The organism is Ottowia sp., assembly GCF_046348305.1.
Taxonomy (GTDB): Bacteria; Pseudomonadota; Gammaproteobacteria; order Burkholderiales; family Burkholderiaceae_C; genus Ottowia.
In genome coordinates, this window is the sequence record NZ_JAXMEM010000009.1 from 119063 (window position 1) to 138948 (window position 19886).

Here is a 19886-nt window from a genome sequence, read left to right on the forward strand (position 1 = left end):
ACGATTCTACCGACAGGCCTTGGCAAAAAGTCGCTCGATATGACAAGCCAAATCGGCCGCCAGCGCCCGCCCATCCTGCGCAAACAGCTATCGATTTGGCAGTCTCAATCAAACCGCCAGTCCGCCGCCACCGCATCCCCTACGCGCAGCGTGCGACCCACGCCGTCGCCGATGATGGCGTTCATGCCAAAGGTCAGTGCCCCGTCCACGCGCGCATCGGCGCGGTACTGGCTCAGCATGGCCAGCACCTCGGGGCTGCTCTCGGCGGTTTGCGGGTCGATGTTGGGGATGGGGCAGCGCGCGCAGGGCTTGACAGGTTTGAGGATCACCTCGCCCTCGGCCGTGGCGATGCGCAGCTCGGCCAGGCGGTCCTCGTCGTGCGCCTGCACATCGGCCAGCACCAGGTTGGGCCGCAGGCGCTCGATGCCCACGGCGGCGTGGCCGGCGGCCTGCAGGCGGCGGTTGAGCTCGGCCAGCGAGGCCTCGCTGGTGACAAGGAACGGGTAGCCGTCGGCAAACTGGTTGACGGCCTCCACGCCGCCCGTCCATTGCAGGCTGGACAGGCGCCGCACCTCGGGGTCAAAGCGCGCCAGGCGCAGGCCGGGTTGGCCCAGAAAATCGCTGAACCACTGGCTGGCGATGTCGCCCATGTCCCAGGCATCGACCTCGTCCTTCCACACGCGCACGCGCAGGGGGCGCTCGACCTCGTTCAGCCCCAGGTGCAGCGCCAGCATGCCGGGCGCGCGCAGCACCACCTCGCTGGTCTTGATCTGCGGGCGGATCAGCGCCATGCGCGGCCATTCGCGCTGGGTCAAAAACTGGCCCTGGGCGTCCACCACCATCCAGCTGCGGTCCAGGTCCAGCCCGGTCTCGGCCACCAGCGCTTCGTTCAATTCCACGCCGGCGCAGGACTTGACGGGGTAGACAAACAAGCGCGCCACGCGGGCGCGCACATCGGGTTCGGGCTGCGACATGATGATGGGAGCGGGCAGAAAGTCCGTCATTGTCGGCGCAACGGCAACCGACACCCGGCTGCATGCGGGCAACGATGCGGATCGAGCCGACCGGCCCGGACCCATCTTGCGGCCTCGCGCGCTACCATGACCGCCCGGCACCCGCGCCGCAACCCCCTGCATCGCCCATGACCCGCAAACTGTTCAGCTGGCTCGTCGCCATCGCGCTGCTGGCGCTCGCCGCCTACTGCGCCGGCATTGGCTGGCAGTTGTCCAGCGGCGTCAAGCAAATGGTCACGGTGGGCGGGCCGTTCACCAACCCGCCGCTGCAAACGCGCGACCCGCTGGCGCTGGACTACGACGGCGACCCTGAGCGCGCCTTCGGCTGGTCGTTCGAAACCATCTCGATTTCGTCCGAGCTGGGGCCCCTGCCCGCCTGGGTGGTGCCGCCCGCGTCCGGCCGCAGCGCCACCTGGATGATCTACGTTCACGGCATCGGCGCCGTCCGCGAGGATGGCTACCGCGTCATGAGCGTGGCGCGTCCCCTGGGCATCACCACCTTGCTTCTGGCCTACCGCAACGACGCCGGCGCGCCGCGCTCGCCCGACGGCCTCTACCGCTTCGGCCTGAGCGAGTGGCGCGACCTGGACGCCGCGGTCCAGACCGCGCGGCGCCTCGGTGCGCGCCGCATCATCCTGGCCGGCCAATCGATGGGCGGTGCCATCATCGGGCAGTACCTGCGCCACTCGCCCCAGGCCGCAGACGTCACCGCGGCGGTGCTGGACGCCCCGGCGCTGGACCTGCGCGCCACCTTGCGGCACTTCGTTGAAAGCAAGCACCTGCCGCTGAGCGGCGCGGTGACCTGGGTGGCCACGCAGATCACGCCGTGGCGGGTGGGCATCGACCTGGACGACACCCTGACCTTGCCCGTGTTTGCCACCCGGCCGCGCTTTTTGTTCGATGCGCACGGCGACACGGACGCCCTGGTGCCCATCGGCATCAGCGACGAACTGAAGCGCCTGCGCCCTGACATGACCTATGTGCGCACCCACGCGCGGCATGTCGAATCCTGGTCGGAAGACCCGCAGCGCTACCAGGCGGCGCTGCACGGTTTTCTGCAGAAGGTGCTGGCCGCGACGCCATAGACTGACGCCACGGGCGCCAGGCGGTCCGCCCGCACGCGCGCCGCCACCGCGCCTTCATACAATCGGCCCATGGCCTTCGAGCACGATCTTTGCATTCGCGGCGCCGGCATCGTCGGGCGCACGCTGGCGCTGCTGGCGGCGCGCGAGCGGCTGCGCGTGGCGCTGGTGGCACCCACCGCGGCCACGCCCGGCCATGCCGACGTGCGCGCCTACGCGCTCAGCCCCGCGTCACAGGCGCTGCTGCAGTCGCTGCGCTGCTGGCCGGCCGAATCCGCGGCCACCCCCGTGCTGGCCATGCAGGTGCAGGCCGACGGGCAGGGCCACGTGCATTTCAGCGCCGCCGAGCAGGGCGTTGCGGCGCTGAACTGGATCGTGGACGTGCCGGCGCTGGAGCAGCAACTGGCGCAGGCCGTGCAATACCAGGGCCACATCGACGTGGTGAGCGCGCCGGTGGCCGCGCCGCTCACGGTGGTGTGCGAGGGCCGCGCCAGCGCCACGCGCGCCGAGCTGGGCGTGGACTTCGACAGCGTGCGCTATCCGCAGCAGGCCATCGCGACGCGGCTGGATTGCGAGCGGGCGCACGAGCAAATCGCGCGCCAGTGGTTCACGCCCGAGGGCGACATCCTGGCCTTCCTGCCGCTGGGCGGCCCGGCCGGGCGCGAGGTGGCGGTGGTGTGGTCCGTGCCCAGCGAGCGCGCCGCGGCCATCACCGACTGGGACGACGCCACGCTGGCCGCCCATCTGCACGAATTGAGCGGCGCGGCCCTGGGCGCGCTGCAAGTCAAGGGCGCGCGCGCCAGCTGGCCACTGGTGCTGGCCCACGCCCGCCGCTGGGTGGGCGCCATGCCTGGCCGCGCGGGCGAGAGTTTTGCGCTGGCCGGCGACGCCGCCCACGCCATGCACCCGCTGGCCGGCCAGGGCCTGAACGTGGGCCTGGGCGACGCCGCCGAGCTGGCGCGCGTGCTGGGCGCGCGCGAGGCCTGGCGCGGCCTGGCGGACCTGCGCCTGCTGCGCCGCTACGAGCGCGCACGCCAGGGCGAGTGGCTGCGCATGCGCCTGGCCACCGACGGGCTGCAGCTGCTGTTCGGCCAGCCCGGGCCGCTGGCCGGCGCGCTGCGCAACTGGGGCATGACGCTCTTCGAGCACAGCGGCCCCCTCAAATCACGCATCGCCAGGCTGGCGATGGGAACCGTCTGAGCGCCCTGCCACTCTGATCGTGTCCGCCCATATTCGAATCGACCTTTTCAAACCACGACCATGAACCTGCCCTCGACCCTGCGCCGCGCCCTGGCCCTGCTGGCCCTGGCCCTGCCCTTGCTGGCCCCCGCGCAGGAGGCCACCATCCGCAAGGCGCTGACCGAGCGCATCCCCGGTTTGAGCGGCATCGACGAGATCAGCAAGAGCCCCATGCCCGGCCTGTTCGAGGTGCGCATCGGCAACGACATCTTCTACACCGACCCCGAGGGCAACTACCTGATCCAGGGCGCGCTGATCGACACCCGCGCGCGCAAGAACCTGACCGAAGAGCGCATCAACAAGCTCACCGCCATCGACTTCAAGGACCTGCAGCTGAAAAACGCCTTCACCGTGGTGCGCGGCAACGGCAAGCGCAAGGTGGCGGTGTTCGAAGACCCCAACTGCCCCTACTGCAAGCGCTTCGAGAAAGACCTCGAAAAAATCGACAACGTGACGGTGCACACCTTTCTGGTCCCCATCCTGGGCGCCGATTCGACCGAAAAATCCAGGCGCATCTGGTGCGCCAGCGACAAGGCCAAGACCTGGGACGACTGGATGCTGCGCAACGTCGCGCCCAAGGAGGCCGGCGCCAAGTGCGACACCGCCGCACTCGACGCCAACGTGGCCTTTGCCCGCAAATACAACATCACCGGCACGCCCACCCTGGTGTTCGTCGACGGCCACCGTGTGCCGGGCGCCATCAACACCCAGCAGATCGAGCAACTGCTCGCGCGCTGAAGTGAAACACCCCCAGTCTCCACTCGCTTCGCGATGTTCCGCCCACCCCCTGAAGGGGGCATCGCCCCTGGCCGGGGAAACCCCGGCCACGGCGATCGCTGGCCTGGCCTGCTCCGCGGCCTCCGGACTCTTTGGGTTTGCCGCAGTGCCGTCGCATCGAGTGGATGAGCACCCCAACGTCTCAGGTTCATGACCGTTGCCCCGGACCTCCACTATTTCGTTGACGTCGCCAACCGGCACGGCCACTCTTTCGCCGTCGAGTTGCGCATCGCCAAACCCGCGGCCGAGCAGACGGTGTCGCTGCCGGTGTGGATTCCGGGCAGCTATCTGGTGCGCGAGTTTGCCCGCCACCTGAACGGGCTGACGGCCCGGCAGGGTGACGCCGCCTGCACCGTGCGCCAGCTGGACAAGTGCAGCTGGTCCATCACTTGCGACCCGCGCCAGGCCTTGGTATTGCGCTATGAAGTTTATGCATTCGATACCTCGGTGCGCACCGCCTGGCTGGACGCCGAGCGCGGCTTTTTCAACGGCACCAGCCTGCTGCTGCGCGTGCACGGACAAGAGCAGGCCGCGCACGCCTTGACGGTGCAAGCGCCGGCCGATGCCCCCGACTGGCACCTGGCCAGCGCCATGACGCCCCGGCGCGTGGATGCGCGCGGCTTTGGCCAATACACCGCCGCGGACTACGACGAGCTGGTTGACCATCCCATCGAGATGGGCGCATTCTGGAGCGGCGAATTCAGCGCCTGCGGCGTACCGCACCGCTTTGTCGTGGCCGGCGCACCCGCCTCGTTCGACGGCGAGCGCCTGCTGCGCGACGCGCAAAAAATCTGCGAAGCCGCCATCCGCCTGTGGCACCCCGAGGACGCGCCGCCGCACGATCGCTACGTCTTCATGCTGAGCGCCGTGCACGACGCCTATGGCGGTCTGGAGCACCGCGCCAGCACCGCCCTGATCTGCAAGCGCGCCGACCTGCCGCGCATCGGCGCGCCCGACACGGCCGCCGCCGTGGGCGATGGCTACGTCACCCTGCTGGGCCTGATCAGCCACGAGTACTTCCACACCTGGAACGTCAAGCGCCTGAAGCCCGCAGAGTTCGCGCCCTACGACTACACGCGCGAGAACTACACCGAGCTGCTGTGGTTCTTCGAGGGTTTCACCAGCTACTACGACGACCTGCTGCTGCGCCGCGCCGGCCTGATCGACGACGCCGCCTATTGCAAGCTGCTGACCAAGACCGCCAACCAGGTGCTGCAGGCGCCCGGGCGGCACGCGCAGTCGGTGGCGCAGGCCAGCTTCGACGCCTGGGTGCGCTACTACCGGCCCGACGAAAACACCCCCAACAGCACCATCAGCTACTACACCAAGGGCGCGCTGGTGGCGCTGTGCCTGGACCTGACGCTGCGCGGCGAAGGCCATGCCACGCTCGACGATGTCATGCGCGCGCTGTGGCAGCGCTGCCAGGGCGGCCCGCTGCGCGAGGACGACGTCGCCGCCGTGCTGGCCGAGCGGGGCGCTCGCTCGTTTGCGCCCGAGCTGGCCGCCTGGGTGCATGGCACCGATGAGCTGCCCTTGCAGACGCTGCTTCCCGCCCATGGCATCGAGGTGCTGCAAGACCCCTCGCCGCTGGCGCAGGCGCTGGGCCTGCGCGTGAGCGAGCAAGCCGGCATCACCATCAAGGTGGTGCTGGCCGGCAGCCCCGCCGCCGCCGCCGGCCTGGCCGCTGGCGATGAATGGCTGGGCCTGGAAGTGCCGGTGCCGGCTGCGTCGGGCGGCCACGCCAAAGGCCGGCGTGCGCCCACCAACGCCTGGCGCCTCAGCGGACTGGACGACATCCCGCTGTTTGCCGGCCCGGTGCGCGAGGTCACCGCACTCATCGCGCGCGATCAACGCCTGCTGCGCCTGCCCCTCACCCTGCCCGAGCCCGCGACCACCTGGCGCCTGGCGCCCCGCAAGGACCAGCCCGCGCCCTCCCCGTGGCCCGGCGGCTGAGCTCCCGCACCATCGACCGCGGCGATCGGCGGGCCCTGCTCGTCACCCTGGCGGTCGTGCTGCTGCTGCACGCGCTGGCCATCGCGTTTTTCTCGCAATTCTTGCAGGCGCCCAGCCTGCTGGCGCACATGACAGCGCCCATGTACACCCGCACCATCAGCGTGCAGGCGCCGGCGCCCGAGTCCACGGCGCCGGCGCCCATGGCCGAGGCCGCGCCCGATCGACCCACCGCGCGCATCGAAACCCCGCAGCAGGCCGCCCGACGCAAGGCTGCGCGCCCACCGCCGCCCCGCGCCGCCGCCAGCCAGGCACCGCCTGCGATGGAGCGTCCCGTCCAAACGCCGCCGCAGGAGCCCGAACCCGCGGCATCCCAGGCGCTGGCGGCAGCATCGGCCCCCGAGTCCACGCAATCCGCCCAGGCCGCCAGCGCCACACCGCCCGCCGAGCCGGCCGCGTCCGCACCCGCCCCTGTCCCGGCGCAAGCCGGCGCCAGCGCGGCGGCGCCGGCCTATCTGGCTCAGTGGCCGGCCGACACGCGCCTGACCTATCGACTGGGCGGCAACTACCGCGGCGAGCTGCACGGCAACGCCCAGGTGCTGTGGCAGCGCCAGGGCACGCGCTACCAGGCCAGCGTGCAGATCGACCTGGGCCTGCTGCTGTCCATGCGCTTGACCAGCCAGGGCGAGATCACCGAGCAAGGCCTGGCGCCCGAGGTGTACGAAGAGCAGGTGCGCCAGCGCCGGCGCGGCGTGCGCATCGGCGAGGACGTGCGGCTGAACAACGGCGAGCGCGTGCCGCGCCCGCGGGATGTGCAGGACACCGCCAGCCAGTTCGTCGAAATGGGCCACCGTTTCGCCACCGATCCGGCCGCGCTGAAGCCCGGCTCCGAAATCCGCCTGTGGCTGGCCCGCCCCGGCGGCGTCGACGAATGGACCTACGACGTGGTGGGCGAGGACACCCTGCAGCTGCCGCGCCTGGGCGCCGTGCCGGCCTATCACCTCAAGCCGCGCCCGCTGGACAAGCCGCGCGGCCCCATCAAGGCCGAAATCTGGATCGCCCCCACCGTGCAGTACCTGCCCGTGCGCATCCGCCTGACGCAGGGGCCGGACACGTACATGGACTTGATGGTGGAGACCATCGAGCAGCAGTGAAACTATTTATTTGATAGCTGTTTGCGCTTGCCAGTCAAGGGCTGCGAACTCTTTTGATGGCGGTGTTGAACGGCGCGCCGCGCCCCTCACCCCAGCCCTCTCCCCAAAGGGGCGAGGGAGCAAAGCCCCATCGTTCCCCCTCTCCCGCCTGCGGGAGAGGGTTGGGGTGAGGGCCGGCGGCGCCCCACCCACCCGCAGCCTTACTTCTTGCGCAAATCCACCACCCGCCGCGCCTTGCCCACGCTGCGCTCGATGCCGCCTTCGGCCTTCAGCTCGATCTCGACGCTGCTGCCCACGTAGATCTTGATCTCGTGCTGCAGCAGCTTGGCGGCGGCGCGCGCCTCGATGCCTTCGGGGCTCAGGCCCGGGGCGGTTTCCACGGCCACCTTCAGGTTGTCCATCGGGCCCTCGCGCGTCAGCACGCACTGGTAGTTGGGCGAAAGCTCGGGGCGCTTCAAGATCAGCTCCTCGATCTGCGTGGGGAACACGTTGACGCCGCGGATGATCATCATGTCGTCGCTGCGGCCGGTGATCTTCTGCATGCGGCGCATGGTGCGCGCGGTGCCGGGCAGCAGGCGCGTGAGGTCGCGCGTGCGGTAGCGGATGATGGGCAGCGCTTCCTTGGTCAGGCTGGTAAAGACCAGCTCGCCCTCCTGGCCGTCCGGCAGCACTTCGCCGGTGTCGGGGTCGATGATCTCGGGGTAGAAATGGTCTTCCCAGATGGTGGGGCCGTCCTTGGTCTCCACGCACTCGTTGGCCACGCCCGGGCCCATCACCTCCGACAGGCCGTAGATGTCTACCGCGTCGATGCCGGCGCGCTGCTCGATGGCGTGGCGCATCTCATTGGTCCAGGGCTCGGCGCCGAAGATGCCGATGCGCAGACTGAGCGCCTTCGGGTCCAGCCCCATGTGCTCGATCTGCTCGCAGATCGCCAGCATGTAGCTGGGGGTGACCATGATGATGTCGGGCTTGAAGTCCTGGATCAGCTGGATCTGCTTTTCGGTCTGGCCGCCGCCAAAGGGCACCACCGTCAGGCCCAGGCGCTCCGCCCCGTAGTGCGCGCCCAGCCCGCCGGTGAACAGGCCGTAGCCGTAGCTCACGTGCACCATGTCGCCCGGCCGCGCGCCGCTGGCGCGGATCGAGCGCGCCACCACGTCGGCCCAGGTGTCGATGTCTTTCCTGGTGTAGCCCACCACCGTGGGCTTGCCGGTGGTGCCGCTGCTGGCGTGGATGCGCACCACCTGATCGCGCGGCACGGCGAACATGCCGAACGGATAGTTGTCGCGCAGGTCGTGCTTGGTGGTGAACGGGAACCTGGCCAGATCGGACAGTTGCTTGCAGTCGTCGGGGTGCACGCCGGCGGCGTCGAACTTGGCCTTGTACACCGGCGAATGCTCGTACGCATGCGCCAGCGACCACTTCAGGCGCTGCAATTGCAACGCGCGCAGCTCGTCGATGCTGGCTTTTTCGATCGGCTCCAGCGGGAAGGTCTTGGTGCTCGCGTTCATGCGCGCGTCTCCGGTTGTTGGACTTCATCGGGCAGTACATGGCCCTTGATCTGCGCGCTCTTGCCGCGAAACAGCGCCACCACCTGGCCGTGCTGATCGCTCACGCGCATGTCGTACACGCCATGGCGACCGCTTTGCACCTGCTCCACGCCCTCGCAGGTGAGCACGTCGCCCTCGTGCGCGGGCCGCAAAAATTCAATGCTGCAACCCGCCGCCACGGTGTTGTGGTTGCGGCTGTTGCAGGCAAAGGCAAAGGTCGAATCGGCCAGGGTGAAGATGAAGCCGCCGTGGCAAATCTGGTGGCCGTTGAGGTGCAGCGCTTGCACCGTCATGCGCATCACGGCGCGGCCGGGCTCGCAGGCCAGCAGTTCCATGCCCATGGTCTCGCGCGAGGCGCGATCGGCCGCAAACATGGTCTCGCCCACGCGGCGCGCCAGGGCGTTTTCGTCGCTCATCGTCATTCGCCCCTGAACTGCGCGGGGCGCTTTTGCAAAAAGGCCGTCACGCCCTCGATGTAGTCGTGCGTGAAGCCCAGGCGCGACTGGATGTCGCGCTCGATGTCCAGCTGCTCGTCCAGGCTGTGCGTGTGCGCGCCGCGCAGCAGGTGGCGCGTGGCCACCAGCGCGCGCGTGGGCATGGCGGCCAGGCGCTCGGCCATCGCCTTGGCGGCGCCCAGTGCATCGTCCTGCACGTCCCAGATCATGCCCATGGCCTTGGCGTCCTGCGCACTCAGCTTGTCGCCCGTCAGGCACAGCGCCATGGCACGCGCCAGGCCCACGCGCTGCGGCAAAAACCAGGTGCCGCCGCTGTCGGGCACCAGGCCGATCTTGCTGAAGGCCTGGATGAAGCTGGCCGTGGGGGCGGCAATCGTCACGTCGCACGCCATCGCCACCGACGCGCCCGCACCGGCGGCCACGCCGTTGACGGCACACACCGTGGGCACGCGCACCTGCATCAGCCGGCGGGTGGTGGGGTTGAAGGCCTGGTCGATCACCGGGCCCGGGTCGGCGCGCTTTTCAAGATCGGGGCCGTCGGCAAAGTCGAATTCCGACAAATCGGCGCCGGCGCAAAAGCCGCGCCCCGCACCGGTCAGCACCAGGGCACGAATGGCCTTGTTGCCCTCGACCCGGTCCAGCGCCGACCACAGGGCGCGGTGCATGCTGCGGGTAAAGCTGTTGAGCGATGCGGGCCGGTTGAGCGTGAGCACGGCAACGGCGCCCTGCTCCTCGTACAGAACATCGGTGGAAGTGGGTTGATTCATGGGGCCTTGTCTCCGAAACGTGAAATCTACCATTAACCAACCGCTTGGTCGGGTAACCGGATGGCGCGGGCGGGCTCGCTATAGTCGCTGATTTCACGGCATCGAACCCAGAGGAATCGCCCATGCCCTACGAATTCATCAACGTGCGCACCGAAGGCGAGCGCGTCGGCATCATCACGCTCAACCGTCCCAAGCAGCTCAACGCCCTCAGCCCCGCGCTGATGGTGGAGCTGGGCCAGGCACTCAAGGCCTTCGAGGCCGACGACGCCATCGGCTGCATGGTCATCACCGGCAACGAAAAGGCCTTTGCGGCCGGCGCCGACATTGGCGCCATGGCCACCTACACGTTTGCCGACGTGTACGGCGACGACTACATCACGCGCGACTGGGAAACCATCCGCAGCATCCGCAAGCCGGTGATCGCCGCCGTGAGCGGCTTTGCCCTGGGCGGCGGCTGCGAGCTGGCCATGATGTGCGACTTCATCATCGCCGCCGACAACGCCAAGTTCGGCCAGCCCGAGATCAAGCTGGGCATCATCCCCGGCGCCGGCGGCACCCAGCGCCTGCCGCGCGCCGTGGGCAAGGCCAAGGCCATGGACATGGCACTCACGGCCCGCATGATGAATGCCGAGGAGGCCGAGCGCGCCGGCCTGGTCAGCCGCGTGGTGCCGCTGGACAAGCTGATGGACGAAACCCTGGCCGCAGCGCTGACCATCTGCGGCTTTGGCCGCCTGGCCACGATGGCCGCCAAGGAATGCGTCAACCGCGCCTTCGAGGGAGCCCTGGCCGACGGCGTGATGTTCGAGCGGCGCCTCTTTCACGCCCTGTTTGCCACCGCAGACCAGAAGGAAGGCATGGATGCCTTTGTCAACAAGCGCGCGCCACAGTTCAAGAATCGCTGAGCCGAATCGCGCCAGCTTCACCGTATAATCGCGGGCTTTCGGTGGTATAGCTCAGTCGGTTAGAGCGTGGGATTCATAACCCCAAGGTCGGTGGTTCGATTCCACCTACCACCACCAAGTCGTACGAAAAAGCCAGCCTGGATGGGCTGGCTTTTTTCGTTCCTGACCCTTTGGATTTCCGTGGTGAAGCTACAACTGCGACTCCAGCGGCAGCCAGCTCACCACGCGCGCGATCAACCGCTTGAGCAGCGGTGCGCCCGGTTCGCGGTCCAGCTGGATCAGTTGCCCATCCTCCTTGGCCGTCCAGCGCAATCGGCCTGTCTCGGCATCCCAGTGCACGCGGTAGCTGAAATCGGGCGCGGTCTCCAGCGCGAACAACTTGCCCATCTCGGCGATCAACGCCGGGCTGTCGAAGACGATGCCCATCTCGGTGTTGAGCGAGAAGGAACGCGGGTCGAAGTTCAGCGAGCCGATGAAGCCCTCGCGGTCGTCCACCGTGAAGGCCTTGGTGTGCAGGCTGGCGCTGCTGGAGCCGTACAGCGAGTAGCGCACCGCTCCGGCGGACGGCCGCAGCTCGAACAGCGCCACGCCGCCCTGCAGCAGGCGCGGCCGGTACGGCGCATAGCCGCCATGCACGGCCGCCACATCGGTGGCAGCCAGTGAATTGGTAAGCACCGAGACGGCCACGCCGCGGCCGGCCAGCGCCACCAGGGCATCGGTACCCTGCTCGCCCGGCACAAAGTACGGTGAGGTGATGTCGAGTCGCACGCGCGCCGAGCCGAGAATGGGCAGCAGCTCGTGCATGAGCCAGTTGTCGCCCTGCTTGCGAAACACCTTCTCGGGCGGATCGGTGATCAAACGGGCCTGTGGGCACCAGTGCAGGTGGTACGTCAGCAGATCGGGCAGGGACACGCCCTGGCGCACGCGCTCCACGTAGGGGCGAGCCTCGTCGCTGTCAGCCAGTTGTCGCAGTTGGTGCTTGAGATTGGCCAGCGCATGGTCTTCGGCGCGCGCCAGGGCGGCGATGGGCAAGGCGGCGGGGCTGTTCCAGTAAGCGTCGAACATGCCCTCGGTCTGGTCCACCACGGGACCCAGGGCGAGCAGATCCAGGTCGCGAAAGAAGGTGCGTTCGCCCGCGCCGAAGTATTCGTCGCCCACGTTGCGGCCGCCCACGATGGCCACGCGCCCGTCGGCAATCCAGGCCTTGTTGTGCATGCGCCGGGTGATGCTGAAAGCCCGCAGCACCATCTCGATACCGCGCCGCAGGTTGCCGGCGCGCGCCCGCGTGGGGTTGAAGAGTCGCACCTCGATCAGCGGATGCGCGTCGAGCGCGAGCAGACTGGGGTCGTGACTGCCTGCGCCGATGTCGTCCAGCAGCAGGCGCACACGCACGCCCCGGTCGGCGGCAGCCACAGCCTCGGCCATCAGCAGGCGGCCGGTGAGGTCGCGCTTCCAGATGTAGTAGATCAGGTCCAGCGATCGCCCCGCGCCGCGTGCCGACAGGGCGCGCGCGGCGAAAGCGTCGAGATTGGACGAGAGCATGGCCAGCCCGCTGTGTCCCGCGCGTCCCTCTGGGCTGTCCAGGAGGGCGTTGATGCGCCGATCCAACGGCGTGACTGCTTCGCCGGGGGGCAACGCGTATGAAGGAACGCCTTGGACACGCTTGGCAAAGCGGCCGTAAGCCGCGACAGACAGCAGGGACATCGCCACCAGCGCGACAGCCACCGCGAAGGTCCACCCAAGCCAGCGCCGCATGCTCAGAAGCTGCCCAGCCAGGTGCCCAGCACCACCACCACGGTCAGTGCCAGCAAGGCGCTGACGATCGAGGCCATCACGATGTCGCGATAGCTCTCACGGTGCGTGCAGCCGCACACGGCCAGCAGCGACACCACGGCGCCGTTGTGCGGCAGGCTGTCGAGCGTCCCGGCACCGATCACCGCCACGCGGTGCAGCAACGCGGGATCGATCTGCGCCTGGCGCGCGATCTCCATGAAAGCCGGCCCCAGCGTCTCCAGTGCGATGGTGAGACCGCCCGAGGCCGAGCCCGTCAGCGCCGCGAGCAGGTTGGTGGACAGCGCCAGCGACACCAGCGGCCCCGCGCTGATGCCCATGACCCAGTCGCGCACCATGGCAAAGGCCGGCATCTCGGCCACCACCGCGCCAAAACCCACCAGACTGGCCACCGACATCACGGGCAGCACGGCAGCGTTGGCGCCCGCATCCAGACTGGCGCGCAGGTCGGGCAGACGCTGGCGGTGCAGCAGCAGCAAGGCCAACAGCCCCGCAGCCAACCCCAGCAACACCGCCCACACGCCCGCCACTTGTTGCACCTGCAGGCCGCCGAAGCGCGGCTCGGCCAGGTAGCCCAGGTCGGCGCGCGGCAGCACCCACAGGCCGGCCAGCATGTTCACGACGACCACGGCGCCCAGCGGTACCAGGGCCAGCAGCACGCCGGGTCCGCTGCCGGCAGCCGCATCGGCGGCGGGTCGCCGGCCGTGGGCCATCTCGGCCGGGTCGAAGTGCGTGGCGGTGCTGCCGCGCTCGCGCAACACCTCGTCATTCGGGTCAGCCCCGGGCTGCGCCGGCGCCACATAGCCTTCGGCGCGCGCGCGGGCCTGCTTCTCGCAGTGGCCCAACCACCACAGGCCAAAGCCGGCCATCACCGCCGCGGCAATCAGCCCCAGCCCCGGCGCGGCAAAGGCCGTGGTGCCAAAGAACGGCATGGGGATCGCGTTCTGGATGGCCGGCGAACCCGGCAGGGCTGACATGGTGAACGTGGATGTGCCCAATGCGATGGCCGCGGGCATCAGCCGGGGCGGCAGGTTGGCCGCGCGAAACAGCGCATGTGCCATGGGCGCCAGGACAAAGAAGGCCACGAACAGGCTGACGCCGCCGTAGGTGAGCAGCGCCCCGGCCAGCACCACGGCCAAGATGGCGCGCTTGGGTCCCAGCCACTGCGTCATGCCACGCGCGATGGATTGCACGGCGCCGCTGTCGTCCATCAGCTTGCCAAAGATGGCGCCCAGCAGAAACAACGGAAAGTACTGGGCGACAAAGCCCGCAGCGGCGCCCATGAAGGTAATGGTCCAGTGCGCGAGCAACGGCTCGCGCGAGAAGCCCGCTGCCACCAGGGCCGCGATGGGCGCCAGCAGCAGCACGCTCCAGCCCCGGTACGACAACCAGACCAGCAGGCCCAGCCCCAACAGGATGCCAATGAAGCCCATGGTGTCAGACCTCCTCGTCCAGCAGTGCGTCCAGGTCCAGCGTCGAGCGCTGGCCCAGGTCGTCGCCGTGCGCCGCCAGGAAGGCCTCGGCCGCGCGGCGTCCTTCATCGCGCAGCATGCAAAGAAAGGGCCACTCCGCGAGCATCTTGGACGAAGCGCTCAGGTTCTCGATGGCGTCGGTGCCGATGCGGTGCATGCGCATGTGCGCCCACTGTCGGCCCTCGCTGTGACCCGGGTCCGCCACCTGGCGCAGCAGCGCCATCATGCGCAGCTCTTTCAGCAGCGGCGCGTTGAACGAAATCTCGTTGATGCGGTTGAGGATGGACTGCGCGTCCTTCCTGTCCTGCTGGCGCTCGATGGGGTTGATCTGCACCAGGATGGTGTCTTGCGAACGGCAGTGGCGAATCAGCGGCGTGATCGTGGGGTTGCCGGCAAAGCCGCCGTCCCAGTACGCCTCGCCATCGATCTCCACCGCATGAAACATGGTCGGCAAGCAGGCCGAGGCCAGCAGTACGGCCGGGCTCAGTTCCGCATTGGTGAACACGTGGCCTCGGCCGGTACGCACCTGCGTAGCGGTCACGAACAGCTTGATGGGCGAAGCCGCCAGGCGCCCGAAGTCCACATGCTTTTCAAGCAGGCTGGCCAGCGGGTTGCCCCCCAACGGGTTGACCGCGTAGGGCGACCACAGGCGCGCGGCCAGGTCGAACATCAGGTACATGGGCGAGGCGTCGAGTGACCAGCGACCCAGCAGCACATCCAGCGGACCGCGCTGCAGCGGCGACAGCCGAGCCGCATCAGCGACGGCGCGCCAGAAGGCTTCGAGCGAAGCCTGGGCGTCGGCCCGGCCGCCGCGCTCCAAGCCACTGAGCATGACAGCGGCGTTCATCGCTCCGGCCGAAGTGCCGGAGATGCCATCCAGCCACAGCCAGCGCTCATCCAGCAGCCGATCCAGCACGCCCCAGGTGAAAGCGCCGTGCGAACCGCCGCCCTGCAAGGCCAGATCGACCATCACCTCGCGCGACGGCGGCGCCGTGCGAGGTGATGATTTGGCGCTGGAAGTGGAAGACGCGTTGCGCGGCATGGTCCCGATCCTTTCTGCGTGGCCGACAGTTTCCACCAATTTTCAGCCACCGCAGTCCGGGATTCATTCACAGCCAGTTGCAAAAAAGCCGATCCATCCGGACTGGCTTTTGTTCTGGTCGATGTCTCCCCGCGCGTCAGGGCACGGGTCGATCCATGGGGATGCCAGTGGCCGGCAGGTTGGACTTGGCCGCCGCCCCGACGCCCGGCCAGCGCCGCACCACACGCTGAAAGATCAGCGCATTGGGAATCTGCAGCAGCCGCCGCTGCTCGCCCTCGCCTTCTTCCAGCGTGGTGTAGAGCAGGTTGATGTCCTTGACCCGCCCCCTGGCGCCGGGCTTCTCGGCGGTGTCCAGCACCTCGATGTCGTCGCCCAGGCGAAACGGCTGCACCGTCATGATGAGCAGCGCGCAAAACAGGTTGGACAGCACGCTCCAGGCCGCAAAGAAGGCCACCGCGCCGACGGCGGCAAAGCCGGTGAAGGCCGTCCACAGCACTTCGCCCGACACGCCCAGGCGGCCCAGCACCAGCAGGCCGGCGGCCAGGATGATGATCCAGCGCACGATGCCGCGCAGCGGCACCATCAGCTTGAGCGGCAGGCCGTAGTGCCGCTCCAGGCGATGCAGCGCGTGCTTGAAAAGGCCGTTCAGGGCCCAGGCCAGCAGCACGATCAGCGCGATCTGCGCGCCGGGAACGATGACGTCGAGCCAGTCCTTCACCCAGTCGGGCAGACGGCTGCGGTAGTGGCGGATGAGCTCGATCATGGTCGGCAGCGGACGGTGCCCCGGTGCGTGCTCCGAGGGGTGATTCAAGATCAAAATGGCCTCTGACGCCCGTATTGATTGCGCCACAAGCTCCTAATTTCGTAGTATCGCACAGTCCGCCCGGGGCCAACCCGGCGTTTTCCCGATGCGCGCCAGGGAGCTGCGCCATGTAACATGGCGCGCCACACCGACTCCCAACCCAACCCACGCCACCCGCCCGTGACCGCCCCCTCGACACCGCCCCGGCTCGAACTCGTCGGCATCACCAAACGCTATCCCGGCGTGCTGGCCAACGACCAGATTGCGCTCACCGTGCAGCCGGGCGAGGTGCACGCCGTGCTGGGCGAGAACGGCGCCGGCAAGAGCACGCTGATGAAGATCATCTACGGCGCGGTCAAGCCTGACAGCGGCGAGGTGCGCGTCAACGGCCAGCCGGTGGCCGTGCGCAACCCGCAGCAGGCGCGCCACCTGGGCATTGCCATGGTGTTTCAGCACTTCAGCCTGTTCGAGACGCTCAGCGTGGCCGAGAACGTCTGGCTGGGCCTGGACAAGTCGCTCACGCTGGCCGAGGTGACGCGGCGCATCGAGAGCACGGCCAGCGCCTATGGCCTGGACGTGGACCCGCAGCGCCCGGTGCACACCCTGGGCGTGGGCGAGATGCAGCGGGTGGAAATCATCCGCGCGCTGCTGACGCGCCCGCGCCTGCTGATCCTGGACGAGCCCACCTCGGTGCTGACGCCGCAGGCGGTCGACAAGCTGTTCGTCACGCTGCGCCAGCTGGCGGCCGAAGGCTGCTCCATTTTGTACATCAGCCACAAGCTGCACGAAATCCGCGCGCTGTGCACCGCCTGCACGGTGGTGCGCGCCGGCCGCGTGACGGGCGTGTGCGATCCGCGGCAGGAGACCAACGCGTCGCTGTCGCGCCTGATGATCGGCGCCGAGCCGCCGCCGCTGGACCACGTGGAGCGCACACCGGGCCCGGTGGTGCTGGCGGTCAAGCAACTGAGCCTGCCGCGCGAATCGCCCTTTGGCGTGGACCTGGACGGCATCTCGCTGAACGTGCACGCGGGCGAGGTGGTGGGCATCGCCGGGGTGTCGGGCAACGGCCAGCGCGAGCTGCTGTTTGCGCTGTCGGGCGAGGATCGGCGCGCGCCGGCAGCTTCGATATCCATAGCAGGCAAGCCGGCGGGGCAACTGCGGCCGATGCGCCGGCGCGCGCTGGGCCTGCACTTTGTGCCGGAGGAGCGCCTGGGCCGCGGCGCCGTGCCCGAGATGAGCCTGGCGCACAACCTGCTGCTGACGCGCCGCGAGGCCGTGGGCCGCGGCGGCTGGCTGCGCGTGAAGGCGCTGCGCGCGCAGTCCGCCGGCATCATCGAGCGCTTTCGCGTCAAGGCCAGCGGGCCGCTGGCGGCGGCGCGCTCGCTGTCGGGCGGCAACCTGCAAAAGTACATCATGGGCCGCGAGATCGACGCCAAGCCCACGCTGCTGATCGTCTCGCAGCCCACCTGGGGCGTGGACGTGGGCGCGGCGGCGCAAATCCGCGCCGAAATCCTGGCCCTGCGCGATGCGGGCTGTGCGGTGCTGGTGATCAGCGAGGAGCTGGACGAATTGTTTGAACTGAGTGACCGCCTGCACGTGATTGCCAAGGGGCAGCTGTCGCCCAGCCTGCGCCGGCGCGAGGCCACGGTCGAGCAGATCGGGCAGTGGATGAGCGGGCTGTGGCCCGGCGCCGAGGTGGCCACGGAGGACAGCCATGCTGCGGCTTGAACTGCGCCCCGCCCCGTCGCGCCTGTGGGCCTGGGCCTCGCCGCTGCTGGCGCTGGCCATCACGGTGGTGCTGGGCGTGCTGCTGTTCACCGTGATGGGCAAGGACCCGGTGCGCGGCCTGCAGATCTTCTTCTGGGAGCCCATCAAGTCGGCCTACGCGCTGGGCGAGCTGGGCATCAAGGCCACGCCGCTGCTGCTGATCGCCCTGGGCCTGGCGGTGTGCTTTCGCTCCAACATCTGGAACATCGGCGCCGAGGGCCAGTACATCATCGGCGCCATCTTTGCCGGCGGCGTGGCGCTCACGGCCGGCAAGGACACGGGCGGCTGGATCGTGGTGGCGGTGCTGCTGGCCGGCGTGCTGGGCGGCATGCTGTGGGCGGCCATCACCGCCTTGCTGCGCGACCGTTTCAACGCGGGCGAGATCCTGGTCAGCCTGATGCTGGTGTACGTGGCGGTGCAGGTGCTCAACTTTCTGGTGTTCGGCCCCTGGAAGGACCCGGCGGGCTACAACTTTCCGCAGACGCGCACCTTCGAGGCGGTCACGCGCATTCCGCGGCTGATGCAGGGTTCGCGCGTGACCATCGGCGCGGTCATCGCGCTGGTGGGCGCGGGCCTGCTGTGGCTGTACCTGTTTCGCACGCGCAGCGGCTTTGCCCTGCAGGTGGGCGGGCTGGCGCCGGCGGCGGCGCGCTATGCCGGCTTTTCGTCGCGCCGCGCGCTGTGGACGGCGTTTCTGATCTCCGGCGGCGCGGCGGGCCTGGCCGGCGCGCTGGAGGTGGCCGGCCCGGTGGGCCAGCTCACGCCCTACATCCCCGCCGGCTACGGCTTTGCCGCCATCATCGTGGCCTTCGTCGGGCGGCTGCACCCGCTGGGCATGGTGCTGGCCGCCATCCTGATGAGCATGTTCTACATCGGCGGCGAGCTGGCGCAGTCGCGCCTGGGTCTGCCCAAGTCGCTGACCGACGTGTTCCAAGGGCTGCTGCTGTTTTCTTTGATGGCCTGCGACACGCTGGTGAACTACCGCATTCGGCGCAGCGCTGCGCGCCAGGGAGCCCACTGATGGACGCCTACCCGCTGCTGTTTGCCAGCACCTTGAGCGCCGGCACCGTGCTGGCGCTGGCCGCCCTGGGCCTGCTCATCAACGAAAAATCCGGCATCGTCAACCTGGGCGCCGAGGGCATGATGCTGTGCGCGGCCATTGCCGGCTTTGCCACCGTCATCCACACCGGCAGCGACTGGCTGGGCTTTGCCGCCGGCATGGCGGCCGGCAGCGTGATGGCCGCGGCCTTTGGCTGGCTGGTGATCTGGCTCAACGCCAACCAATATGCCTCGGGCCTGGCGCTGACGCTGTTCGGCGCGGGCCTGTCGGCCTTTGCCGGCATCGGCTACGTGCAGGCCAAGATGCCCGAGCGCCCGCGCTTCAACTGGCTGGGCCTGGGCGACCTGCCCGTCATCGGCCCGGCGCTGCTGCGCCAGCACCCGCTGGTGTATGCGGCGATGGCGCTGTGCGTCGGCCTCATCTGGTTCTTGTATCGCACCCGCGCCGGCCTGGTGCTGCGCTCGGTGGGCGAGTCGCCCGAGTCGGCGCACGCGCTGGGTTACCCGGTACGGCGCATCCGGCTGGCGGCGGTCGTCGCCGGCGGCACGCTGTGCGGGCTGGCGGGCGCCTTCCTGTCCATCATCTACACGCCGCTGTGGGTCGAGGGCATGGTGGCCGGCAAGGGCTGGATCGCGCTGGCGCTGACCACCTTCGGCACCTGGCGGCCGGCCCGCGTGCTGCTGGGCGCCTACCTGTTCGGCGGCGTGACCATGCTGCAGTTCTACCTGCAGGGCCAGGGCGTGCAAATCCCCAGCCAGTTGCTGACGGCCATGCCCTACCTGGCCACCATCGTGGTGCTGGCGCTGATCTCGCGCAACCCGACCTGGATCCGGGTCAACATGCCCGCGTCGCTGGGCAAGCCGTTCTATCCCGGGTCCTGAAAATGGCTCACCCCCAGCCTTCACTCGCTTCGCGATGTTTCGTCTCCCCCCTGCGAGGGGGCGCACCCACTGACCGGGGGGACCCCGGGCAGGGGTGCCCGTGCATGGCCTGCTCCGCGGCCCTCGGGACTGCGGCATGTTGATGCCAACGTCGTCGAGTCCGGCGCCTTCATAGAATCCTCTTT

17 protein-coding genes and 1 tRNA gene are annotated in these 19886 nt (G+C 69.0%); 10 read left to right on the forward strand and 8 right to left on the reverse strand.

Features of this window, described 5'->3' with window-relative positions; all coding sequences use genetic code 11:
- Positions 1-104: 104 nt before the first annotated feature.
- A complete protein-coding gene (locus U1F38_RS12350) occupies positions 105-974 on the reverse strand; it encodes an MOSC domain-containing protein (protein WP_409987370.1) in 870 nt (289 codons plus the stop codon).
- Between the two features lie 167 nt (positions 975-1141).
- Here U1F38_RS12350 and U1F38_RS12355 point away from each other — a divergent pair, with 167 nt between their 5' ends.
- The 5 genes from U1F38_RS12355 (at position 1142) to U1F38_RS12375 (ending at position 7215) form a co-directional block, all read left to right on the forward strand.
- A complete protein-coding gene (locus tag U1F38_RS12355) occupies positions 1142-2098 on the forward strand; it encodes an alpha/beta hydrolase (RefSeq protein ID WP_409987371.1) in 957 nt (318 codons plus the stop codon).
- Positions 2099-2167: 69 nt separating this feature from the next.
- Positions 2168-3295 (forward strand): FAD-dependent monooxygenase, encoded by a 1128-nt coding sequence (locus U1F38_RS12360; protein WP_409987372.1) that lies wholly within the window; start codon positions 2168-2170, stop codon positions 3293-3295.
- A gap of 60 nt (positions 3296-3355) precedes the next feature.
- Positions 3356-4072 carry a DsbC family protein gene (locus U1F38_RS12365; RefSeq protein ID WP_409987373.1) on the forward strand — a complete coding sequence of 239 codons (717 nt, stop codon included), beginning with the start codon at positions 3356-3358 and terminating at the stop codon, positions 4070-4072.
- A 189-nt stretch (positions 4073-4261) separates the two neighbouring features.
- Positions 4262-6064 (forward strand): M61 family metallopeptidase, encoded by a 1803-nt coding sequence (locus tag U1F38_RS12370; RefSeq protein WP_409987374.1) that lies wholly within the window; start codon positions 4262-4264, stop codon positions 6062-6064.
- Positions 6049-7215: a DUF3108 domain-containing protein gene (locus U1F38_RS12375; protein WP_409987375.1), complete on the forward strand. Its 1167-nt coding sequence runs from the start codon at positions 6049-6051 to the stop codon at positions 7213-7215. Before U1F38_RS12370 ends, U1F38_RS12375 begins: the two co-directional genes overlap by 16 nt.
- Positions 7216-7415: 200 nt before the next feature.
- On the opposite strand, the gene paaK is transcribed toward U1F38_RS12375, so the two are convergent.
- The 3 genes from paaK to U1F38_RS12390 are packed head-to-tail and all read right to left on the reverse strand — an operon-like array spanning position 7416 to position 9984.
- A complete protein-coding gene (gene paaK, locus U1F38_RS12380; protein ID WP_409987376.1) occupies positions 7416-8723 on the reverse strand; it encodes a phenylacetate--CoA ligase PaaK in 1308 nt (435 codons plus the stop codon).
- Positions 8720-9178 carry a hydroxyphenylacetyl-CoA thioesterase PaaI gene (paaI, locus tag U1F38_RS12385; RefSeq protein WP_409987377.1) on the reverse strand — a complete coding sequence of 153 codons (459 nt, stop codon included), beginning with the start codon at positions 9176-9178 and terminating at the stop codon, positions 8720-8722. Before paaI ends, paaK begins: the two co-directional genes overlap by 4 nt.
- 2 nt (positions 9179-9180) lie before the next feature.
- On the reverse strand, positions 9181-9984 hold the full coding sequence (locus U1F38_RS12390; protein ID WP_409987378.1) for an enoyl-CoA hydratase-related protein: 804 nt from the start codon (positions 9982-9984) through the stop codon (positions 9181-9183).
- A gap of 122 nt (positions 9985-10106) precedes the next feature.
- Between U1F38_RS12390 and U1F38_RS12395 the strand changes: the two genes are divergently transcribed.
- Together U1F38_RS12395 and U1F38_RS12400 are read left to right on the forward strand one after the other, a co-directional pair.
- On the forward strand, positions 10107-10886 hold the full coding sequence (locus U1F38_RS12395; RefSeq protein WP_409987379.1) for an enoyl-CoA hydratase: 780 nt from the start codon (positions 10107-10109) through the stop codon (positions 10884-10886).
- A gap of 40 nt (positions 10887-10926) precedes the next feature.
- Positions 10927-11003: transfer RNA gene (locus U1F38_RS12400), tRNA-Met, on the forward strand.
- A 72-nt stretch (positions 11004-11075) separates the two neighbouring features.
- On the opposite strand, the gene U1F38_RS12405 is transcribed toward U1F38_RS12400, so the two are convergent.
- The 4 genes from U1F38_RS12405 to U1F38_RS12420 all read right to left on the reverse strand — a co-directional run bounded on the left by U1F38_RS12405 (position 11076) and on the right by U1F38_RS12420 (position 15954).
- Positions 11076-12428 carry a phospholipase D family protein gene (locus U1F38_RS12405; RefSeq protein WP_409987380.1) on the reverse strand — a complete coding sequence of 451 codons (1353 nt, stop codon included), beginning with the start codon at positions 12426-12428 and terminating at the stop codon, positions 11076-11078.
- Positions 12429-12643: 215 nt separating this feature from the next.
- Positions 12644-14110 (reverse strand): GntP family permease, encoded by a 1467-nt coding sequence (locus U1F38_RS12410; RefSeq protein WP_409987381.1) that lies wholly within the window; start codon positions 14108-14110, stop codon positions 12644-12646.
- 4 nt (positions 14111-14114) lie between these two features.
- Positions 14115-15191, reverse strand: coding sequence for a patatin-like phospholipase family protein (locus tag U1F38_RS12415; RefSeq protein ID WP_409987382.1), 1077 nt, complete (start codon positions 15189-15191; stop codon positions 14115-14117).
- A 136-nt stretch (positions 15192-15327) separates the two neighbouring features.
- Entirely contained in the window at positions 15328-15954 is a 627-nt protein-coding gene (locus U1F38_RS12420; protein WP_409987383.1) for a mechanosensitive ion channel domain-containing protein, read from the reverse strand.
- A gap of 174 nt (positions 15955-16128) precedes the next feature.
- On the opposite strand from U1F38_RS12420, the gene U1F38_RS12425 reads away from it, so the two are divergent.
- From U1F38_RS12425 to U1F38_RS12435, 3 genes are read left to right on the forward strand one after another with little or no spacing between them, the layout of a single operon-like run.
- Positions 16129-17721 carry an ABC transporter ATP-binding protein gene (locus U1F38_RS12425; protein WP_409987384.1) on the forward strand — a complete coding sequence of 531 codons (1593 nt, stop codon included), beginning with the start codon at positions 16129-16131 and terminating at the stop codon, positions 17719-17721.
- Positions 17708-18781, forward strand: coding sequence for an ABC transporter permease (locus tag U1F38_RS12430; RefSeq protein WP_409987385.1), 1074 nt, complete (start codon positions 17708-17710; stop codon positions 18779-18781). Before U1F38_RS12425 ends, U1F38_RS12430 begins: the two co-directional genes overlap by 14 nt.
- Positions 18781-19701, forward strand: coding sequence for an ABC transporter permease (locus tag U1F38_RS12435; RefSeq protein WP_409987386.1), 921 nt, complete (start codon positions 18781-18783; stop codon positions 19699-19701). The genes U1F38_RS12430 and U1F38_RS12435 overlap by 1 nt, the downstream gene beginning before the upstream one ends.
- The last annotated feature ends 185 nt before the right edge of the window (positions 19702-19886 follow it).

Bases quoted from the DNA above. Each gene is read 5' to 3' on its own strand.
- U1F38_RS12350 (WP_409987370.1), bottom strand. From the start codon at position 974: ATGTCGCAGCCCGAACCCGATGTGCGCGCCCGCGTGGCGCGCTTGTTT.
- U1F38_RS12355 (WP_409987371.1), top strand. From the start codon at position 1,142: ATGACCCGCAAACTGTTCAGCTGGCTCGTCGCCATCGCGCTGCTGGCG.
- U1F38_RS12360 (WP_409987372.1), top strand. From the start codon at position 2,168: ATGGCCTTCGAGCACGATCTTTGCATTCGCGGCGCCGGCATCGTCGGG.
- U1F38_RS12365 (WP_409987373.1), top strand. From the start codon at position 3,356: ATGAACCTGCCCTCGACCCTGCGCCGCGCCCTGGCCCTGCTGGCCCTG.
- U1F38_RS12370 (WP_409987374.1), top strand. From the start codon at position 4,262: ATGACCGTTGCCCCGGACCTCCACTATTTCGTTGACGTCGCCAACCGG.
- paaK (WP_409987376.1), bottom strand. From the start codon at position 8,723: ATGAACGCGAGCACCAAGACCTTCCCGCTGGAGCCGATCGAAAAAGCC.
- paaI (WP_409987377.1), bottom strand. From the start codon at position 9,178: ATGAGCGACGAAAACGCCCTGGCGCGCCGCGTGGGCGAGACCATGTTT.
- U1F38_RS12390 (WP_409987378.1), bottom strand. From the start codon at position 9,984: ATGAATCAACCCACTTCCACCGATGTTCTGTACGAGGAGCAGGGCGCC.
- U1F38_RS12395 (WP_409987379.1), top strand. From the start codon at position 10,107: ATGCCCTACGAATTCATCAACGTGCGCACCGAAGGCGAGCGCGTCGGC.
- U1F38_RS12405 (WP_409987380.1), bottom strand. From the start codon at position 12,428: ATGCTCTCGTCCAATCTCGACGCTTTCGCCGCGCGCGCCCTGTCGGCA.
- U1F38_RS12410 (WP_409987381.1), bottom strand. From the start codon at position 14,110: ATGGGCTTCATTGGCATCCTGTTGGGGCTGGGCCTGCTGGTCTGGTTG.
- U1F38_RS12415 (WP_409987382.1), bottom strand. From the start codon at position 15,191: ATGCCGCGCAACGCGTCTTCCACTTCCAGCGCCAAATCATCACCTCGC.
- U1F38_RS12420 (WP_409987383.1), bottom strand. From the start codon at position 15,954: ATGATCGAGCTCATCCGCCACTACCGCAGCCGTCTGCCCGACTGGGTG.
- U1F38_RS12425 (WP_409987384.1), top strand. From the start codon at position 16,129: ATGGCGCGCCACACCGACTCCCAACCCAACCCACGCCACCCGCCCGTG.
- U1F38_RS12430 (WP_409987385.1), top strand. From the start codon at position 17,708: ATGCTGCGGCTTGAACTGCGCCCCGCCCCGTCGCGCCTGTGGGCCTGG.
- U1F38_RS12435 (WP_409987386.1), top strand. From the start codon at position 18,781: ATGGACGCCTACCCGCTGCTGTTTGCCAGCACCTTGAGCGCCGGCACC.